This window comes from Arthrobacter sp. Y3221048 (genome assembly GCF_059092685.1).
The window spans coordinates 271,407-288,023 of sequence record NZ_JBNHHX010000004.1; the positions used below are offsets into that span (position 1 = coordinate 271,407).

Genomic DNA, 16,617 nt, shown 5'->3' on the forward strand with positions numbered 1-16,617 from the left:
GCTTCAATTTCACTTTCGTGGAAAGGTCCTGCTAGAGTTACATGTCGTTGCGAGGGAAGAAGCGCCCGGGAAACCGCCGCTGGGACTCTCACCGACAGCTGCACCTCTAGCTCAACTGGCAGAGCAATTGACTCTTAATCAATGGGTTCCGGGTTCGAGTCCCGGGGGGTGCACAAGCGAAACCCCGTCTGGCCAGTGCGCAAGCCTGGACAGACGGGGTTTTTTGTTCTTCGGACGGAGCAGGGCCGGGCCTGGAGAAGAACTGACGCCCGAAGCCTCCCCTAGCCAGGCTTCCCGAGCTGATGAATTCGTTCAATCACGCGGACGACCTCCAAAGCATCCCTGGGATCGACGGGGATAGGCCCGCTTCCCCGAATCGCCTGGGCCGCAACCCTGTAAAACCCAAGGTAGTCGCCTCTTTCGGTCGGCACTGCAATGGGTGCGGGATGGCCTGGCCCTTGGATGCCGATGGTGCCCCATGTGCTTTCGGGCTCGGCACCGAACCCTGGATCAGTTGGGACTGCACCGGCTGCCAAGGCCGGCTCCTGTCCGTCCAGGCCGTAGCTGACAAAAGCGCTTTCAGTCCCCAAAACGCGGAAGCGGGGTCCGGCTTGCGCCGCCACCCGGCTCATCCAGAGCCGCGAATGCACGCCGTTCGAGTGGAATAGCTCAACGAGACTGACGTCGTCGTTGCCGCCCCCTTCACGGACAGTGCGCACGTCGGCGCGGATCTCGTCAACCGGCCCGAACAGTACCAGGGCCTGGTCTATGAGGTGGCTTCCCAGATCAAAAGTAATCCCGCCGGCCAGCCGCGGAGGCGTTGCATCCTGCCAGCGGTCAACGACTTTGGGCGCCCAGTGCTCGAAGCTCGATTCAAACTGATAGACCCGGCCCAGCTGCCCGTCGGCCAGTACCTTCCTCACGGTTCGGAAGTCCCCGTCCCACCGCCGGTTCTGGAAAACAATCAGGGGCTTCCCGACACGTTCCGCCCGTTCGATCAGTTGTTCGCCGTCGGCGACCGTTGGCACGAAGGGCTTGTCCACGATCACGGCCAAGCCTGCGTCCAGCGCTGCCAGTGCTTGCTCCACATGGGTATGGGGAGGCCCCGCAAGCACCACCAGCTCCAGATTCAGGCCTGCCTCCAGCAATTCGTTGGCGTCTGCAACAATTTTCGCTTCGGGATGATCCTTGGCGGCCTGCAGCTTGCGTTCCGGGTGGGACGTCGCGATGGCGTCCAAGGAGAACTCCCGAAGGGCACGAAGGAAGGGCCCGTGAAATACTTTGCCGGCCAGGCCATAGCCCACCAAGCCGGTGCGGACAGGGCGCGGAGGGCCATCGGCGTTCGACATACCGGAAGATTACTCTTGTGCCATAATTTGTTCAAGGAATAAACATTTGATGGTCGCGGGGATGGAGTAGCCTGCGGTTGAACGATTAGTTAGGCAGTCGTTCCCTTGTCCACCATCCAGGGAGGTTTGGTTGAGTACATCAAACGCGCCGCTGCGCACCGGCCACGGGCGGCTGCCGCCGGCCCAGCGGGCGGGGAACAACCTTGACAGCATTCGCCGGCATAACCTCTCCACCATTCTTCAGTTCGTGCATCATGCAGGACCCGTCCCCCGCTCCGAGCTGACGCGGAAAACAGGGCTGAACAGGTCAACAATCGGCGCCCTGGTCGGCGAGCTGATCGAGCTCGGCCTGGTCCTGGAAACCAGCCCGGACTCAAGCAACGGTGTCGGGCGACCGAGTGCGGTCGTACGCCCAAACCCGGCGACCGTGGCAATCGCAGTCAATCCGGAGATCGACGCGGTCACCGTCGGCGCCGTCAGCCTGGGCGGGGTTGTGCAGAAACGGATCCGCTACGAGACGGATAAGGCTCCCAGCGTCCGCGAAGCAGTCAACATCAGTGCGGCGATCATTGAAGGCATGAAGACCAACGGGAACCGAATCGCAGGTGTCGGCGTCGCGGTACCTGGCTTGGTGCGGACACAGGACGGGCTCGTGCGGTTGGCTCCGCATCTGGAGTGGACGGATGAACCGATTGCCGAAATGCTGGCCACTGCCACGGGGTATCCCGTGAAAGCCGCCAACGATGCGAGCCTTGGTGCCCTTGCCGAAAGGACCTTTGGGTCCGCCCGACGGGTCAGCGACATGATCTACCTCAACGGCGGAGCGAGCGGCATTGGCGGCGGGATCATCAGCGGAGGCCAAGCCCTGACCGGCGTCGCCGGCCATGCCGGGGAGCTGGGCCACACCCGGATCAGAAGCGGCGGCGGGCTTGACACTGCCCATGCCCGAGGCACCCTGGAATCCGAAGTGACCCGTGACGCTCTGCTTGCCGCCCTGGGATTGGCATCCGCTGATGTGGACGAGCTGGAGGAGGCGCTGCTTTCGTCCACCTCTGCCGAAGTTCGGGCGGTCGTGGACCGGCAGCAGGAGTACCTCGCCATTGCCCTCGGCAATGCAATCAACATACTGAATCCGGAGTTGATCATCTTGGGCGGCTTTTTGGGCTCCTTGCATGCCGCTGATCCGGAGCGGCTGGAGCGGCTCGTTTCCCGCGAATCACTGCCGGTTTCGCGCCAGAGCGTTCACATTTCCCGGCCGCAGCTGGGCGCGGATCTTCTCATGGTCGGCGCGGCTGAACTGGTTTTCGCCGACCTTCTGGCCGACCCCGCAGCCTACGCGTTCGTCGCCTAAAGCCTGGTTGATCAGTTTCACGTCGTCGAGAACCGGTAACGGCTGAGGTGCCGGTACTCCGTTCCGGCCGGAAGGACGACGGAAGGAAAGTCGGGGAAATGGCTGGAATCGGTAACCTTCTGGGGTTCAAGGCATATGCCGCTGCCGGGCCCGTACACGGCACCCCCTCGGCCCGCCAGCGGAGGCAGCCGGTTCGCTGTATAAACCTGAAGACAGAACTCGGTGGTAAACAGCTCCATCATGCGTCCGGTCCGGGGAGAGTAAAGTACCGCCGCCGGCTTGTCCTTGTCCTTGTCCTTGTCCTTGTCCTTGTCCTTGTCGGGATTGAACAGGAACGTATTATCGATGCCCGGCCATGGCTCGGTGCCCGATTCGGGCAGGAAGGCTCCGATCCGCCTCAGCTTGCGGAAGTCGAAAGCCGACCCGGCGACAGGCAGGTGGCTGCCCGTCGGAATGAGTTCCCAATCCGTGGCCAGGATGTAATCCGCGTCAACCATTAGCTGCTGATCGATGACGGGCCTCGCCCCGGCCCCGTCCATATTCCAGTAAGCGTGATTGGTCATATTGACCGGGGTGTCCGCGTCGGCCTTGGCCGTGAAGAGAATCGATAGCTCATTGGCGTCAGACAGCGAGTACCGGACCCGCGCCGAGAGGTTTCCCGGATAGCCTTCTTCGCCTTCGGGGCTGCGGTATTCAAAACTGACGAAGTCGTCCTGCGCCGGTTCCGGGGACGCGTCCGATCTGGACCACAGGACGCGGTCAAAACTTCGCCTTGGTCCTCCATGAAGATGGTTCCGCCCCTCGTTCGCGGCAACGGGAAAGGTCACCCCAGCTGAGGAGAACCGGCCGCCCGGGATGCGGCCCGCTGTCCGACCGATCGTTGCGCCGATGTAGCAGTTCGCGTGGCGGCGATAGTCGTCAACAGCGTCGAACCCAAGCACCACGTTTTCGTGCTTGCCGCCCCTGTCCGGCAGGAGCAGTTCGACGATCCTGGCTCCGAAGGGGTCGAGCGTCAGGCGGGTGCTGCGGGCATTGGCCAGGACCAGTCCCGTGCCCGGTCTGCTGGCGCCTGCCTGCTTCTTCACGCCGAGCCTTCGCTGTGACCGCGGAACCACGTCTCCTGCTGTTCGGCATGGCTGTCGTACTGATCCCGGATAAGAGGCCGCGGATCGGGTCGCAGTTCCGCGTCGAAGTGCGGCGGCCAGTCAGGGCGTGCTCCATTGAGGACCCATGCGGCCTGCACCGCGGCTCCTTCGGCCACGTACTCGCCGGGTGCCGGAACCGAGACCGGCATATCGAAGACCTGCGCGGCAACCGACCGGACCGCCCGGTTCTGCGCGCCCCCGCCGATCAAGAGGACCCGTTCGGGACGTGCGCCGGCCCGACGCAGAGCATCAAGCCCTCGGGCGAGACTGCACAGCATCCCCTCAACCGCAGCGCGCGCAAGATTGGGCCTTGTCATCGAGGTCAGCGACAGGCCGTGAAGACTGCCCGTCGCATGGGGCAGGTTTGGGGTGCGTTCCCCTTCGAACCAGGGGATCAGGACTGCTCCCCTGGCGCCAGGGGGAGCCTCCAGGGCGAGACGCGAGAGCCCGTCGTTGTCAACGCCCAGCACCTCGGCGACGGACGTCAGGATGCGTGCTGCATTGAGCGTGGTCGCAATCGGGAGGAAAGCGCCTGCAGCGTCTGCAAAGCCTGCGACGGATCCCGTACTGTCCCGGTGCAGTTCGGCGGATGAGGCGAATACCGTTCCGCTGGTGCCGATCGAAACCATGGCTTCCTGGCGGGAAGCGTTGAGGCCCAGCGCCGCGGCGGCATTATCTCCGGCTCCCGCGCCCACAATGATTCCCCCAGGCGTCTTGCCCGCCCGCTCATGGGGGCGAAGGACCCCGGGAAGAACGGCAGCATGTCCGAGGGCCAAAGTGAACAGATCCAGGTCGTACCGGTTCGCCTCCGGATCCCAATAGCCGGTGCCACTGGCATCCGACCGGTCCGTCGTGAGTTCTTCAAGGACCGGCCCAAGCGGGCTTGAAGCAGCTGGCCCGTACCCTCGCAGCCGCCAGGTGAGCCAGTCATGGGGAAGTGCGACCGCGGCGACCTTTGCGGCATTGCCGGGTTCTGCGTCACGCAACCACCGCAGTTTGCTCGCGGTGAACGACGCTACGGGAAGCAATCCCGTCCTTTGCACGTATTCATCGGCGCCCACTTCGCTCACAAGGGCAGCGGCAGCGCCCGCGCTACGAGTGTCGTTCCAGAGCAAAGCCGGCCGGATCACCCGGCCCTCCTTATCGAGGGCCACCATCCCGTGCTGCTGTGCTGCTATGGAAAGGCAGCTGACTGAGCCGAGACCTCCCGCCTGGGCGAGCGCTGCCTGCAGTGCGCTCCACCAGGCCTCCGGGTCAACTTCGGTGCCGGCCGGGTGAGCTGCCCGTCCCGCAGAAACGACCCGGCCCGAGCGGGCATCCCGGAACACCGTTTTGCAGCTCTGTGTCGAAGAATCGACACCCGCAACAAGCGTCATGATGCCTCCCGTTACGTCGGCCGGGTCCAAAACCTCAACGGTTCCTGCGGATCAGCGCGCGCCAAGCAGGTGTTCCATGGCCAACTGCTGCAGCCGGACGAACCCGAACCCGGAGCCGTCAAAGTACCCCTCCGGGGAAAAATCCTCGTATGAGGAACGGTCCTGAAGCAGCTCGGCGTAGGACTCTCCTTCGCCAAGGGTCGGTTGCGCCAGTTCGGTGACGCGGGAAGCCCGCATCGCTTCCTGCACCTCAGGGTCCGAGCGGAAGGCGGCGGCCCGTTCTTTCAGCAACAGGTACATCCGCATGTTCGCCGCAGCCGAATCCCACACTCCCCCGGCATCCTCGGTTCGCGACGGCTTGTAGTCGAAGTGGCGCGGACCGTCGTAAGCCGGGCCCCCGTTCGGGCCGCCGTTTTCCAACAGGTCCACCAGGGAAAAGGCGTTTTGCAGGTCGCCATGGCCAAAGACCAGATCCTGGTCGTACTTGACCCCCCGCTGGCCGTTGAGATCAATATGGAACAGCTTGCCGTGGTACAGCGCCTGGGCAACGCCGGCGGTGAAATTCAGGCCCGCCATTTGTTCATGTCCGACCTCAGGGTTGACGCCGAAGAGTTCCGACCGTTCCAAGGTTTCGATGAAAGCCAGCGCATGGCCGACCGTCGGCAGCAGAATGTCGCCGCGGGGCTCGTTGGGCTTGGGTTCAATCGCGAAATGCAGGTCGTACCCTCGATCGGTCACGAAGCCCCCCAAAACGTCGAGCGCCTCGCGGTACCGCTCAAGGGCTGCCCGGACGTCCTTGGCAGCGTCGTACTCTGCGCCTTCGCGACCTCCCCACATGACGAAAGTCCTGGCGCCGAGTTCTGCGGCCAGCTCAATGTTCCGCAGGACCTTCCGAAGCGCGAACCGCCGGACGGCCCTGTCATTGGAGGTGAACCCGCCGTCCTTGAAAACCGGGGGGCTGAAGAGGTTCGTCGTGACCATCGGAACCTCAAGGCCCGTGTCCTCGAGTGCACCTCTCAGGCGGTCAATCTGCTTCTGCCGCTCCCCCTCGCTGCTGCCGAAGGCGAAGAGGTCATCATCGTGGAACGTCAATCCATAGGCACCGAGACCGGCAAGCCGTTCGACCACCTCAACGACATCCACGTGCGACCGGGTAGGGCCGCCGAAGGGATCGACTCCCGCGTATCCCACCGTCCACAAGCCGAAGGAGAACTTGTCTTCGCGGCTAGGCTGCCTCATTACCGTCTCCGATCATCATTCAATAGTAGTGAGCAACAACTTATTCGCCATCACAGCCCGAAGTCAACGGTTTCCGGCGGTCTGGGCCGCTATTATTCCTGCCGAGACAACGGAGCCTAGGATCGAAGGCACCCTAGACAACCGTGCTGACAACCCGCCTGTACCGAGGTTTCCCCACTGCAGCAAAAGAAAGTGTTGCATTTGTTGGGACTGCTTACTATATTGAGTTTTCACATGATGTTGCTCACAGACGGAGCTTCACCCCTCGCCTCAACCTCCAGCGGAGAACAGGAGCGATCCCATGGGGCATTCCACCGAACCGGTCGATCATTCGCCGCTGCTGAAAGTAGAAGGCGTGGTGAAGCAGTACCAAGGCGTAACCGCCCTGCGCGGGGTGAGCCTGGACATCCGCCCCGACGAGATCCATGCCCTGCTGGGGGGCAACGGCGCCGGCAAATCCACGCTGATCAATGTGCTCTCGGGCGTGGTCTCCCCGGATGCGGGCACGGTTACCCTGGCCGGGGAAGAAGTACGTTTCCGCCATCCCAGTGATGCGCTCAATGCGGGCATCACGACCATCCATCAGGAGCTTTCGCTCGTTCCGGCGCTCACGGCACTGGACAACATCTTCCTCGGCCGCGAGGTGAATGCCCGTTTTCTCGGCCTGAAGGTCAGGCTTGACCGCAAGGGCATGGAGGAGCGGGTACAGCAGTTGGCCGCCGACTTCGGGCTGACCCGGGAGGACTTGAAGCTTCCCGTCGGGGAGTTCGGTGCGTTGAAAAAGCGCGTGGTGGAAATCGTCAAAGCACTGGCCTTCGACCCCCGCGTGCTGATCCTGGACGAGCCGACCTCAGGGCTTGAGGAAGAAGAAAAGCGGCACCTGTTCGAACACATGCGCAAGCTCAGGGGGCGGGGCGTACCACTGCTGTGGGTAACCCACCATCTCGAGGAACTGTTCGGTCTGGCGGACACCGCCACCGTCTTCCGCGACGGGGCCAACGCCGGCACTGCCGCCATCGCCGAAACGAACGTCGATGAGCTGCTTGGCATGATGTTTGGAATCGCGGCCGGCGAATTCGGAGCGGCCAGCGGAACGCCGCCGCACACGGCGCCCGACGCCGGCGAGGAGGAAGTGCTGCGGCTGGAGAATGTGCACCGCAGCCACGTCCTGAAGGACATTTCGCTGTCGGTCCGCAAGGGCGAGATCCTGGGCATAGCGGGACTCGCCGGCGCCGGGCGGACCGAGTTGGCCAGGCTCATCATGGGCTTGGACAAGATGAGCAGCGGAACAATGCACCTCAACGGGCAACCCCTCCGCATCCGCGATTCCAGCTCGGCATACCGCCACGGGCTGGCCATGCTCCCGGAAGACCGCAAGCAGCTGGGCATTCTGCCGGAATTTTCGGTTGCCGAAAACATCTCCATCTCCAGCCTGGGCGGCGTCACGCAGCTGGGTTTCCTGGTCAAAAGCCGCGATGAGATGGACCAGGCCGAAAGCTACCGGCAGCGCTTGGCGATCCGTGCCCCAAGCGTCAGGGAAAAGATTCGAAACCTGAGCGGCGGAAATCAGCAGAAGGCCATCGTGGCCCGCTGCCTGAACACCAAGCCCTCGCTGCTGATCTTCGACGAACCGACCCAGGGTATCGACGTCTCGGCCAAGGTGGAGGTTCACAACCTCATCCGTGATTTCGTCGCCGCGGGCGGGGCCGCCATCGTCATCGCCTCGGAAATCGCCGAGCTGCTGGAACTCAGCCACCGTGTGCTGGTCATGAAAAAAGGCCGGCTGGTGGGTTCGGTGACCGCGCTGCAGCAGGAACTGGCCGCCGGAAACTTCGAGGGCGTGAAGAACAGAATCCTGGCCCTATCCGCCGGCAGGAGCGAATGATGAATCTCCAACGGGCCGTATCCCGCACGCTTTCGACCAGCGGCGTGCCGATCGCGGTCGCCCTGATCGTCCTGGTCATCGTGTTCCAGCTGATGTCGCCTGTCTTCCTGCAACCGGAGAGCCTCACCGATTACATCAACAACGCCATACCCGTCCTGCTGATTACCGTCGGGGTGGCAATCGTCATCGTGGCCGGCGGCATCGACCTGTCCGTCGGCACGGTCGCCGGGCTGAGCGCCGGAACGACCATGTGGGCTTTGCTCAGCGGTGCGCCGACCCTGGTGGGCGTCCTCGTGGGTGTCGCCACCGGCACGGCATTCGGCCTGTTCAACGGATGGCTCATCACGAAGTTCGGCATCAACGACTTCATCGTCACGCTGGCCACGCTGAACATCGCCAGCGGGCTGCTCATCGTCCTGACGGAACAGGTACCTCTCCAGGGCGTGACGACGCCAGGCTTTTCGGACATCGTCTACGGCCGTTTCCTGGGCATTCCGAGCGCCTTCTGGATCGCCGCAATCCTCCTGGTCATCATGCAGCTCTTCCTGGCCAAGACGGTGTTCGGCCGGCGCATATACGCCATCGGCATCGGCGCCGACGCGGCGAACGTCGCCGGCGTCAACGTCCTCCGCGTCAGGATGGGCACCTTCGTCGTCTCCGGCATGCTCGCAGGAGCCGCCGGCGTCCTCATTGCCTCCCGCCTCGGCGCCGTACAGGCTTTCCTGGGCGGCGGCTACGAATTCATTGCCATCGCCGGCGCCGTTTTGGGAGGCGTTAGCCTTGCCGGCGGCCGCGGTTCCGTCTGGGCCGCCGTCGTCGGCGGCCTTTTGCTGGCAACCCTGCAGCAGGGCCTGCGCCTCAACGGCGTCGACCCCGTCTACTTCAGCATCGTCACCGGCCTTTGCATCGTCGCCGGGGTGGTCTTCGACCGCCGCGTCCAGCAATACGCGCTCAATATGGGCAAACGCTCCAGGCGCGACACGCCCCCCAGGCACGACACTCCCCCGGCCGCGGCCCAGCAGCAGGCGCAGAAGCCCGCCGCCCGCCCCCGTCCGTTCGTGACCGAACAGCAGGACTGACCCCATGAGCACTTCAACACCCAGACGCAACACCGGCCTGATCGGCCGCATCGTTGACCGGATCCTGCTGGACCCCACCCTCGGCGTGCTCGCCATGCTCGTACTGGCCTGTTTGATTGCGGCGTTCACGTTGCCGGTGTTCCTGGCTCCGTCAAACCTGTTCAACATCCTTAACAGCAGCATCACGGTCATGATCCTGGCCATGGGCATGACCGTCGTCCTGATCGCGGGAGGCATCGACCTCTCGATCGGCGCCGCCATGGCACTCTGCGCGGGGGTAGCGGCCCAGACGATGAAATCGGGAATGCCGCTGTTCGTCGCGATCCTCGCTGCGCTGTTTGCCGGCGCCTTGATCGGGGTCGGCAACGGCCTGCTCGTCACCCGGGTCGGGCTGCCCGACTTCATTGCCACGCTCGCGATGCTCGGCTTCGCCGGCGGCATCCTCTACATCTGGACACAGGGCGTGCCCATCATCGGCTACATGGTCCCCGAGTTCTATGTCATCGGCGGCCTGAGTCCGCTGGCCGGAGCCCTCACCCTGCCCATGGTCATATCCCTCATCGTGGCGCTGCTCCTTGGCGGGATTTTGGGATCGTCCCGCCTTGGGACACACCTTTTCTCTGTCGGCAGCAGCCGGACCGGCGCCATACAGTCCGGCGTGCGGGTGGACCGGGTCCGGATCATCGCCTACGTCATCAGCGGGCTGTGCGCCGCGATCGCCGGCGTCATCCTCGCCGGTCGAAATACCAACGTCCCGGCCGACCTCGGTGTCGGTTACGAGATCCAGGCCATCGCCGCCGCCGTCATCGGCGGTGCTGCACTCAGTGGCGGCAGGGGCCGCATCCTGGGAGCCGTGCTCGGCGCCATCACTCTGGCCGCGACCATCAACATCATCAACCTCGCCGGCGTTCCGTCCAGCTACCAGAAAATCGTCATCGGCTCGATTCTGATCATCGCTGTCCTGGCCAACCGGATCAGCGCCATCATCAACGCCCGAGTCCGGCAACGGCGGGCCGTCGTACTCGACGTCGCCCCCGTGTAATCGTAACCAGCTTCCCCGATCTCCCCGTTGCTGCGGGGACCACCAAAAAATGAAAGGCAAGACAATGTCCACAACTGACACCACCCGGCCCGCAGGCCGCCGTCGGTACGCCCGGACCCGCAGCGCCCTCGCTTCCGGAGCAGTCACGGCAGCCCTCATCCTCACCGGCTGCACCACGGTCGAGACGCCGACCGGCACGGGGGGAGGCGGGGGCGGAGGCGCCGGTGCCGCAGTCAACCCGGACTCGGCCGCCGATGCCGCCATCCGCGAATTGGTGGACGGCCGTGAAATCAAAGTCGGCTTTGCCCCCCCGATCCTCTCCGAGTTCTATACCCAGGTCGAAAAAGCGGCCTTCAACAAGATGAAGGAATACGAGGACCGGTTCGGTGTGAACTGGACCTGGGAGCGGCAGGGCGCCCTCAACGACGCCCATTCAGGCACTGAAACCCTTGGCATCGTCCAGGGGTATATCGCCCGCGACTTCGACGCGGTCTTCGTCTGTTCCGCCGCCAACGCCGCCACGATGCAGGAACTGTACGGCCGCGGACAGGAAGAAGGCGTCGACTTCTACCAGTTCAACTCCACTGAAGAGCTGGCCAATCCTTCCCAGGCCGAGGACCCCACCGGTGGCCTCAATACCGTCTCGAACATCGGCTATGACGACCGCTGGCAGTCCGGCTACATCGCCGGAAAATACATCGGCGATCAGCTCAAGGGCGAAGGCAAGGTCATCCAGATCATGGGGCCCTCCGGATCGGACTGGACCAAGCTGCGCCAGCAGGGCTTCAAGAAAGCCATCTCGGAGTACCCCGGCATCGAAATCGTCGGACAGGCCGACGGCGGCTACGTCCGGGACAAAGGTCTTAGGGCAGCGCAGGACCTGCTGACCAAAAACCCCGATGTCAACGCGATCTACGGCGAAAACGAAGACATGGCGCTCGGCGCTTCCCAGGCCATCGACGCACGCGGCCTCAAGCATTGGGACGGGCAGGACGGCATCATCACCATCGGTGCCGACGGCCTGATTTCGGGCATGGACTCCATTAAGGCCGGCAAACTCACCGCAACCGTTGACGTGAACAGCGTCGAGATGGGGCACAACATGATCGAAACCCTTTTCGCGCATGAAGTCCTGGGCATGGAAGTCAACCAGTTCGTCCGCATCCCGACCGATGTCGTCGACAAGTCGAACGTCGAGTGGCACCAGGCCGTCCTGCAGGAAAGCCAGGAGGGCCAGGGAAGCTACTAAACCTTTCCCACAACCACCACCGAACTGAGAGGTTCTACTGTGAGCAGCAATCGAAAAATGGACCCGGTGGACGTCGTCGTCGTCGGACTCGGGGCGGGCGGTGGACCCGCCGTCAAGGTCCTCAGCGAAGCCGGCTACAAAGTTGTCGGATTCGACAAGGGCCCGTGGCTTCGCCCGGAGGAACACTACTCCGGCGACGAGTTGAAGTTCCAGAACCGCAGCTACCTGTGGCCGGACGTGAAGCTGATGCCCAGGACGGTGCGCAGGGACGAAAACTCCGAAGCGCGGATCTTCAATTTCTCCCCCGTGCCCTCGAACGTCGGCGGCGGAACGAGCCACATGGCCGGCTGGATGCCCAGGCCGAGGGAGTCGGACTTCATCTTCCACTCCCTCCACGGGGATCTGGAAGGCGCAAGCCTGGCCGACTGGCCGTACCACTACGAGGACCTGGAACCGTACCTGACCAAGGTTGAATGGAGCTACGGCATCTCGGGCCTGACCGGCGCCGACCGGGGGGAAGGCTTCCGCAGCAAGCCGTACCCCAGCGGGCCGTTGCCTCCGACCAGGTTCGGCAAGAAATTCTATGAAGGCTCCAACAAGCTGGGCATCAATTCCTTCCCACTGCCCATGTCGCATCTGACCGAAGGCAACGCACTGGGCAGGGCGGCGGTGAACCGGACCAGTTTTTGGAATCAGTACGGCGACCCCACCCAAACCCGGTCCAGCGTGGCGACGACGTACATCCCCGAAGCCCTCGCCACCGGCAACCTGGAGGTAAGGGCCGACAGCTACGTCAGGGAAGTCAAACTGGGCAAGGACGGCCGGGCCACCGGCGTCATCTACATCGACCCCGAAGGCCATGAGGTCGAGCAGGACGCAGCCGTGGTCGTCCTTGCACTTGGCGCGATCGAGTCGGCGCGGCTCATGCTGCTGTCCAAATCGAACCGGTTCCCCGAAGGTCTCGCGAACGATTCCGGCCTTGTCGGCAAGAACGCCACCTTCCACGAATACATCTTCGCGGTCGGACTGTTCGACAAGGACATCGAGGAGCCGCTGCGCGGCTGGACGGGGAACTACCAAAGCGGCGGTTCCACGCACTTCTACGAGACCGACGAAAGCAGGGGCCACATCGGCGGCGGCATCATCGCCACCACCCAGATCGGACAGGCCATCAACGCGATCATGCCCGGCCGGCCGACCTGGGGCCAGGCCATGAAGGACGCCGACCGAAATTACTTCGACTACTCGATGAAGGTCGGATTCATCCTCCAGGACATGCCCCAGGAGACGAACCGGGTCGACCTTGACCCCAACGTCAAAGATGCCTGGGGGCTGCCGGTAGCGCGGATCACGAACAAGCCCCACGCCAACGACATCGCCATGAGCAAATGGCAGATCGACAAAAACGTGGAAATCCTCCAGGCGGCCGGGGCAACGAAAACCACCCCCGTCTACCTGGGTGATGAATTCACCGGCAACGCCTGCCACCAGCAGGGCACTGTCCGGATGGGAACCGACCCAGGCAAGTCGGTGCTGAACGAATGGGGCCAGGCCCACTCGGTGGACAACGTCTTCGTGCTTGACGGCGCAGCCTTCCCCACCGCCATGGGCGTGAACCCCACACTCACGATCATGGCCCACTCCTGGCGCTGCGCAGACTACATCGCCGGCACCTATCTCAAGGGCCGCAGCTAGCGGCTGAACCTGCCGGCGGCTAATAGTCGGCCGGCAGGAAATCGTAGAAAGGAAGACAAGATGGTTTCGAAAGCCGACTGGGAAATCGTCCCGATCCACATCGACCCCGACTCGGATGAAAAACTGTTCTTCACCGACCACGAGTGGGAAACCATCGAAGCCGCCGCCGCGCGGGTCATGCCCACCGACCATGATCCCGGGGCCCGCGAGGCGAGGGTCATCGTTTTCATCGACCGTTACCTCTCAGGCGTCGACTACCTTTTCGCGGCAGCCGACGGCTCCGGCTTCCTGGCCCTGGCCGGCCAAGAAGCACGGTCTGCCAGGGCACGCATCACCGACCTGCAACGGCTCTACCGCGAAGGGGTCCGTGAGCTCGACCGCCGGTCGCGCGAGTTGCGGGCAGAGTCCTTCAAGGCCGCGACCGAAGAAGTCCAGGACCAGGTGCTCGAGCAGGTCAGCGGCGCTCCCAAACCGGTGCCGGTCTCGCTGACCTCCATGGAGGTGTACTACTCGCGGCTTCAGGGAAACACCGATGAAGACAAAAGTTTCTTCGACACCCTGTGTCTGCACGTCCGCCAAGGTTTCTACGCCGACCCGGTGTACGGCGGAAACAAAGACCAGATGGGCTGGAAGATGCTTGGCTTCGACGGGCCAAAGAACCTGCGCGACACCATGGACGGCACCTACAGCACGGCCAAGTACTTCATCCAGGAATACGACTGGGAGGAACTGATCCCCGGCTTCAAACACGGCCAGGACAACGTGACAGAAGGCCCCGAAGACCCCGCCCGTAGCGAAGCAGGCGATACGGCTTCGGCATCGGACCGTACAGAGGAATCCAGCAAGTAAAGGGAAAGACAATGACCGCCTACGAAGACAAGCTCAACAAGTACGTCGACCGTTCCAACAGCTTCATCCCCGAGACCATTGATCTGAGCAAGACCGTGGTCCACGCGCTCGACATCCAGAATCTCTGCCTTGACCCGGACGGGGCGGACTACATTCAGAGTGTCGGCGGAGCTCCCTCCGGGCAGGAATCCCTCGGGCCGGCCAAGAGAATGATCGAACTCGCCCGCGAAAAGGGAATCAAGGTCATCTGGTCCATGTGGGGCATGCACCCCGAAGGTTATGACATCGGCATTTGGGGGCTGAAGTATCCGTCGTGGAAAGAGCCTGATTCGCCGTTCAACCACGGGACGTGGAACGGCGCCCTCTGCGAAGGATTCGAACCGCAAAAGGGCGAACCCGTCTTCCAAAAGCACCGCAACAGCAGCTTCTACGGAACAGCCTTCAACGAGTACCTCCAGCAGGACGGCGCCGAGTACCTCGTGATCGTCGGCTCCTCGACCGCCAACTGCGTACCGACCACGGCGCGCGACGGTTTCGACCGGGGATACAAAGTGATCGTCGTGGCCGATTCCGGCACGGCCATTCCCCTCAACACCCACGGCCGCAACCCCGAGTTCGACCAGGAAACCCCTGAGGGCTACGGACAGTACTGGGAATCCCTGCGCAACATCCAGGTCCAGTACGCGGACGTGATGTCCAGCGATGAGTTCGCGGCTCTCGTCGAACGCTCATCGCGGGCGACGCGGGAAAGCTCTGTAACCGCAGAGGCAACTGCCGGCGGTTAAACCCCGGTGGTTTCACAGAAAGGGGCGGGACCGGCGGCCGGTACATCCACGGCCGGAAAACCTGGGTAGGCACGGGGTGCCGGACCCGCCTCCCCGCCCGGGCGTGCACCGGAAAGTGGGCATCGACGTCGTTGTGGGTTGGGAGCTTAGATCGCTCGGGACGTCTCGTTCTCGAGGACGAAATCGCCGGCTCTGTAGTAGCTCATCGCCGATCACGGTGACATGGAAGCGCGCGGGTTCCGGATTGCCGGACTTCCGGCGGCCGGGAAGCCAGCGGGTCAGTCGCCGTCTTCGTAGCCGTCGATCTCGGCGACGTCGATGGTTTCGACCGAGCCAATGCCGAAGCGGCTGTTGCCCAGCCTGCGGATGATGACCGTCAGCCGTTCCTTGAGCTCATCCATCTGGTCGCCGCTGCCGCTGCTGAGCAGCCGCTCCAGCTCGGCGGCATGCTTGAGTGCCCGCTTGCCCTCATCGGTGATCTGCACGATTTGCCGCCGGCGGTCCACATCGCTGCGGGCACGGATGATGTGACCATGGACTTCCAGCCTGCCCAGGGTCTTGCCCATGGTCTGCGCCTGCACGCGCACACGGGTCGCCAGCTGCGCCTGCGTCATTTCCCCCTCGGCGGCGAGCACCTCGAGGGCAATGACGCCCGCGTGGGTCAGGCCCAGGCCGGCCAGCTTGTCGTTCCATTCGTGCTCGACGAGCCGGGCGGCGGTGGAGAGCAACCGTGGCATCGGCCAATTCTTCAAATCCGGCATGCAATCAAGTATACGTACGTAGTCCGGGCGGCCCGAGGGCCGTCTTGGCTATGCTGGTGCTGGAATCCCAGATCGCTAAGGAGCTGCCCCATGGCCGAACGACTGTCCACCGGCGACATCGCGCCGGAATTCACGCTGCAGGACTCGGCGGGCAACACCGTCTCCCTGGCCGATTATCGTGGCCAAAACGTTGTGGTCTACTTCTATCCTGCAGCTTCGACACCGGGCTGCACGAAGCAGGCCTGCGACTTCCGCGACAGTCTCGACTCGCTGAAGGGCGCCGGATACGCGGTGCTGGGGGTCTCCCCCGATCCGCTGCCGAAGCTGGTGAAGTTCGCGGATAAGGAAGAGCTGAACTTCCCGTTGCTCTCCGACGAAGACCACGCCGTAGCCGAGGCGTATGCGGCCTGGGGCGAAAAGAAGAACTACGGCAAGGTTTACGAGGGCCTGGTCCGTTCCACGATCGTGGTGGATCCCGAGGGCAAGGTGGCGCTGGCCCAGTACAACGTCCGGGCCACCGGCCACGTGGCCAAGCTGCGCCGCGACCTCGGTCTGGACAACTAGGCGGCCGCACAAGGCATAAGTCCCCCGCAAAACGACTGCCGCCATGCCGGTAGACTGATAGCTGTTCCGAAGTGCCGGAACGAATGCGCGAGTGGCGGAATTGGTAGACGCGCTGGATTTAGGTTCCAGTGTCTTCGGACGTGCGGGTTCAAGTCCCGCCTTGCGCACCATCAACAAGAGCCCCGCAGCGTCACGTTGCGGGGCTCTTGGCGCTTCACCGCCCCGTTTCCGGCCGGGCGTACGGCACG

General features: G+C 63.5%; 14 protein-coding genes and 2 tRNA genes. 11 read left to right on the forward strand and 5 right to left on the reverse strand.

Annotated features, from left to right (window positions below):
- Positions 1-100: 100 nt before the first annotated feature.
- A tRNA-Lys gene (locus AC5RVS_RS13765) sits at positions 101-173 on the forward strand.
- A 108-nt stretch (positions 174-281) separates the two neighbouring features.
- Here the strand turns inward: AC5RVS_RS13765 and AC5RVS_RS13770 are convergent.
- Positions 282-1,349 carry a Gfo/Idh/MocA family protein gene (locus AC5RVS_RS13770; protein ID WP_494108569.1) on the reverse strand — a complete coding sequence of 356 codons (1,068 nt, stop codon included), beginning with the start codon at positions 1,347-1,349 and terminating at the stop codon, positions 282-284.
- A gap of 130 nt (positions 1,350-1,479) precedes the next feature.
- Between AC5RVS_RS13770 and AC5RVS_RS13775 the strand changes: the two genes are divergently transcribed.
- Positions 1,480-2,700 (forward strand): ROK family protein, encoded by a 1,221-nt coding sequence (locus AC5RVS_RS13775; RefSeq protein WP_493986862.1) that lies wholly within the window; start codon positions 1,480-1,482, stop codon positions 2,698-2,700.
- A gap of 17 nt (positions 2,701-2,717) precedes the next feature.
- Here the strand turns inward: AC5RVS_RS13775 and AC5RVS_RS13780 are convergent, their stop codons facing one another.
- Genes AC5RVS_RS13780 through xylA form a run of 3 tightly spaced genes read right to left on the reverse strand, consistent with a single transcriptional unit; the run spans position 2,718 to position 6,460 of the window.
- Positions 2,718-3,785, reverse strand: a complete 1,068-nt coding sequence (locus AC5RVS_RS13780; protein ID WP_494108570.1) for an aldose epimerase family protein — start codon at positions 3,783-3,785, stop codon at positions 2,718-2,720.
- A complete protein-coding gene (gene xylB, locus AC5RVS_RS13785) occupies positions 3,782-5,221 on the reverse strand; it encodes a xylulokinase (protein WP_494108571.1) in 1,440 nt (479 codons plus the stop codon). The genes AC5RVS_RS13780 and xylB overlap by 4 nt, the downstream gene beginning before the upstream one ends.
- Before the next feature lie 51 nt (positions 5,222-5,272).
- A complete protein-coding gene (gene xylA, locus AC5RVS_RS13790; protein WP_494108572.1) occupies positions 5,273-6,460 on the reverse strand; it encodes a xylose isomerase in 1,188 nt (395 codons plus the stop codon).
- A gap of 301 nt (positions 6,461-6,761) precedes the next feature.
- Here xylA and AC5RVS_RS13795 point away from each other — a divergent pair, with 301 nt between their 5' ends.
- From AC5RVS_RS13795 to AC5RVS_RS13825, 7 genes are all read left to right on the forward strand, one after another.
- Entirely contained in the window at positions 6,762-8,345 is a 1,584-nt protein-coding gene (locus tag AC5RVS_RS13795) for a sugar ABC transporter ATP-binding protein (protein ID WP_493986858.1), read from the forward strand.
- Positions 8,342-9,424 (forward strand): ABC transporter permease, encoded by a 1,083-nt coding sequence (locus AC5RVS_RS13800; RefSeq protein WP_494108573.1) that lies wholly within the window; start codon positions 8,342-8,344, stop codon positions 9,422-9,424. Before AC5RVS_RS13795 ends, AC5RVS_RS13800 begins: the two co-directional genes overlap by 4 nt.
- A gap of 4 nt (positions 9,425-9,428) precedes the next feature.
- Positions 9,429-10,466 carry an ABC transporter permease gene (locus AC5RVS_RS13805; protein WP_494108574.1) on the forward strand — a complete coding sequence of 346 codons (1,038 nt, stop codon included), beginning with the start codon at positions 9,429-9,431 and terminating at the stop codon, positions 10,464-10,466.
- Positions 10,467-10,530: 64 nt separating this feature from the next.
- A complete protein-coding gene (locus AC5RVS_RS13810) occupies positions 10,531-11,715 on the forward strand; it encodes a sugar ABC transporter substrate-binding protein (protein WP_493986855.1) in 1,185 nt (394 codons plus the stop codon).
- 39 nt (positions 11,716-11,754) lie between these two features.
- A complete protein-coding gene (locus AC5RVS_RS13815; RefSeq protein ID WP_494108575.1) occupies positions 11,755-13,410 on the forward strand; it encodes a GMC family oxidoreductase in 1,656 nt (551 codons plus the stop codon).
- 60 nt (positions 13,411-13,470) lie between these two features.
- The gene (locus tag AC5RVS_RS13820) at positions 13,471-14,259 is read left to right on the forward strand and encodes a gluconate 2-dehydrogenase subunit 3 family protein (RefSeq protein ID WP_494108576.1); all 789 of its coding nucleotides are present in this window, start codon (positions 13,471-13,473) and stop codon (positions 14,257-14,259) included.
- Between the two features lie 11 nt (positions 14,260-14,270).
- Entirely contained in the window at positions 14,271-15,044 is a 774-nt protein-coding gene (locus tag AC5RVS_RS13825; RefSeq protein ID WP_493986852.1) for a cysteine hydrolase family protein, read from the forward strand.
- A gap of 278 nt (positions 15,045-15,322) precedes the next feature.
- On the opposite strand, the gene AC5RVS_RS13830 is transcribed toward AC5RVS_RS13825, so the two are convergent.
- Positions 15,323-15,781 carry a MarR family winged helix-turn-helix transcriptional regulator gene (locus tag AC5RVS_RS13830; protein ID WP_493986851.1) on the reverse strand — a complete coding sequence of 153 codons (459 nt, stop codon included), beginning with the start codon at positions 15,779-15,781 and terminating at the stop codon, positions 15,323-15,325.
- A 114-nt stretch (positions 15,782-15,895) separates the two neighbouring features.
- On the opposite strand from AC5RVS_RS13830, the gene bcp reads away from it, so the two are divergent.
- Both bcp and AC5RVS_RS13840 read left to right on the forward strand, forming a co-directional pair.
- Positions 15,896-16,369 (forward strand): thioredoxin-dependent thiol peroxidase, encoded by a 474-nt coding sequence (gene bcp / locus AC5RVS_RS13835; RefSeq protein ID WP_494108577.1) that lies wholly within the window; start codon positions 15,896-15,898, stop codon positions 16,367-16,369.
- An 85-nt stretch (positions 16,370-16,454) separates the two neighbouring features.
- Positions 16,455-16,539: transfer RNA gene (locus tag AC5RVS_RS13840), tRNA-Leu, on the forward strand.
- The last annotated feature ends 78 nt before the right edge of the window (positions 16,540-16,617 follow it).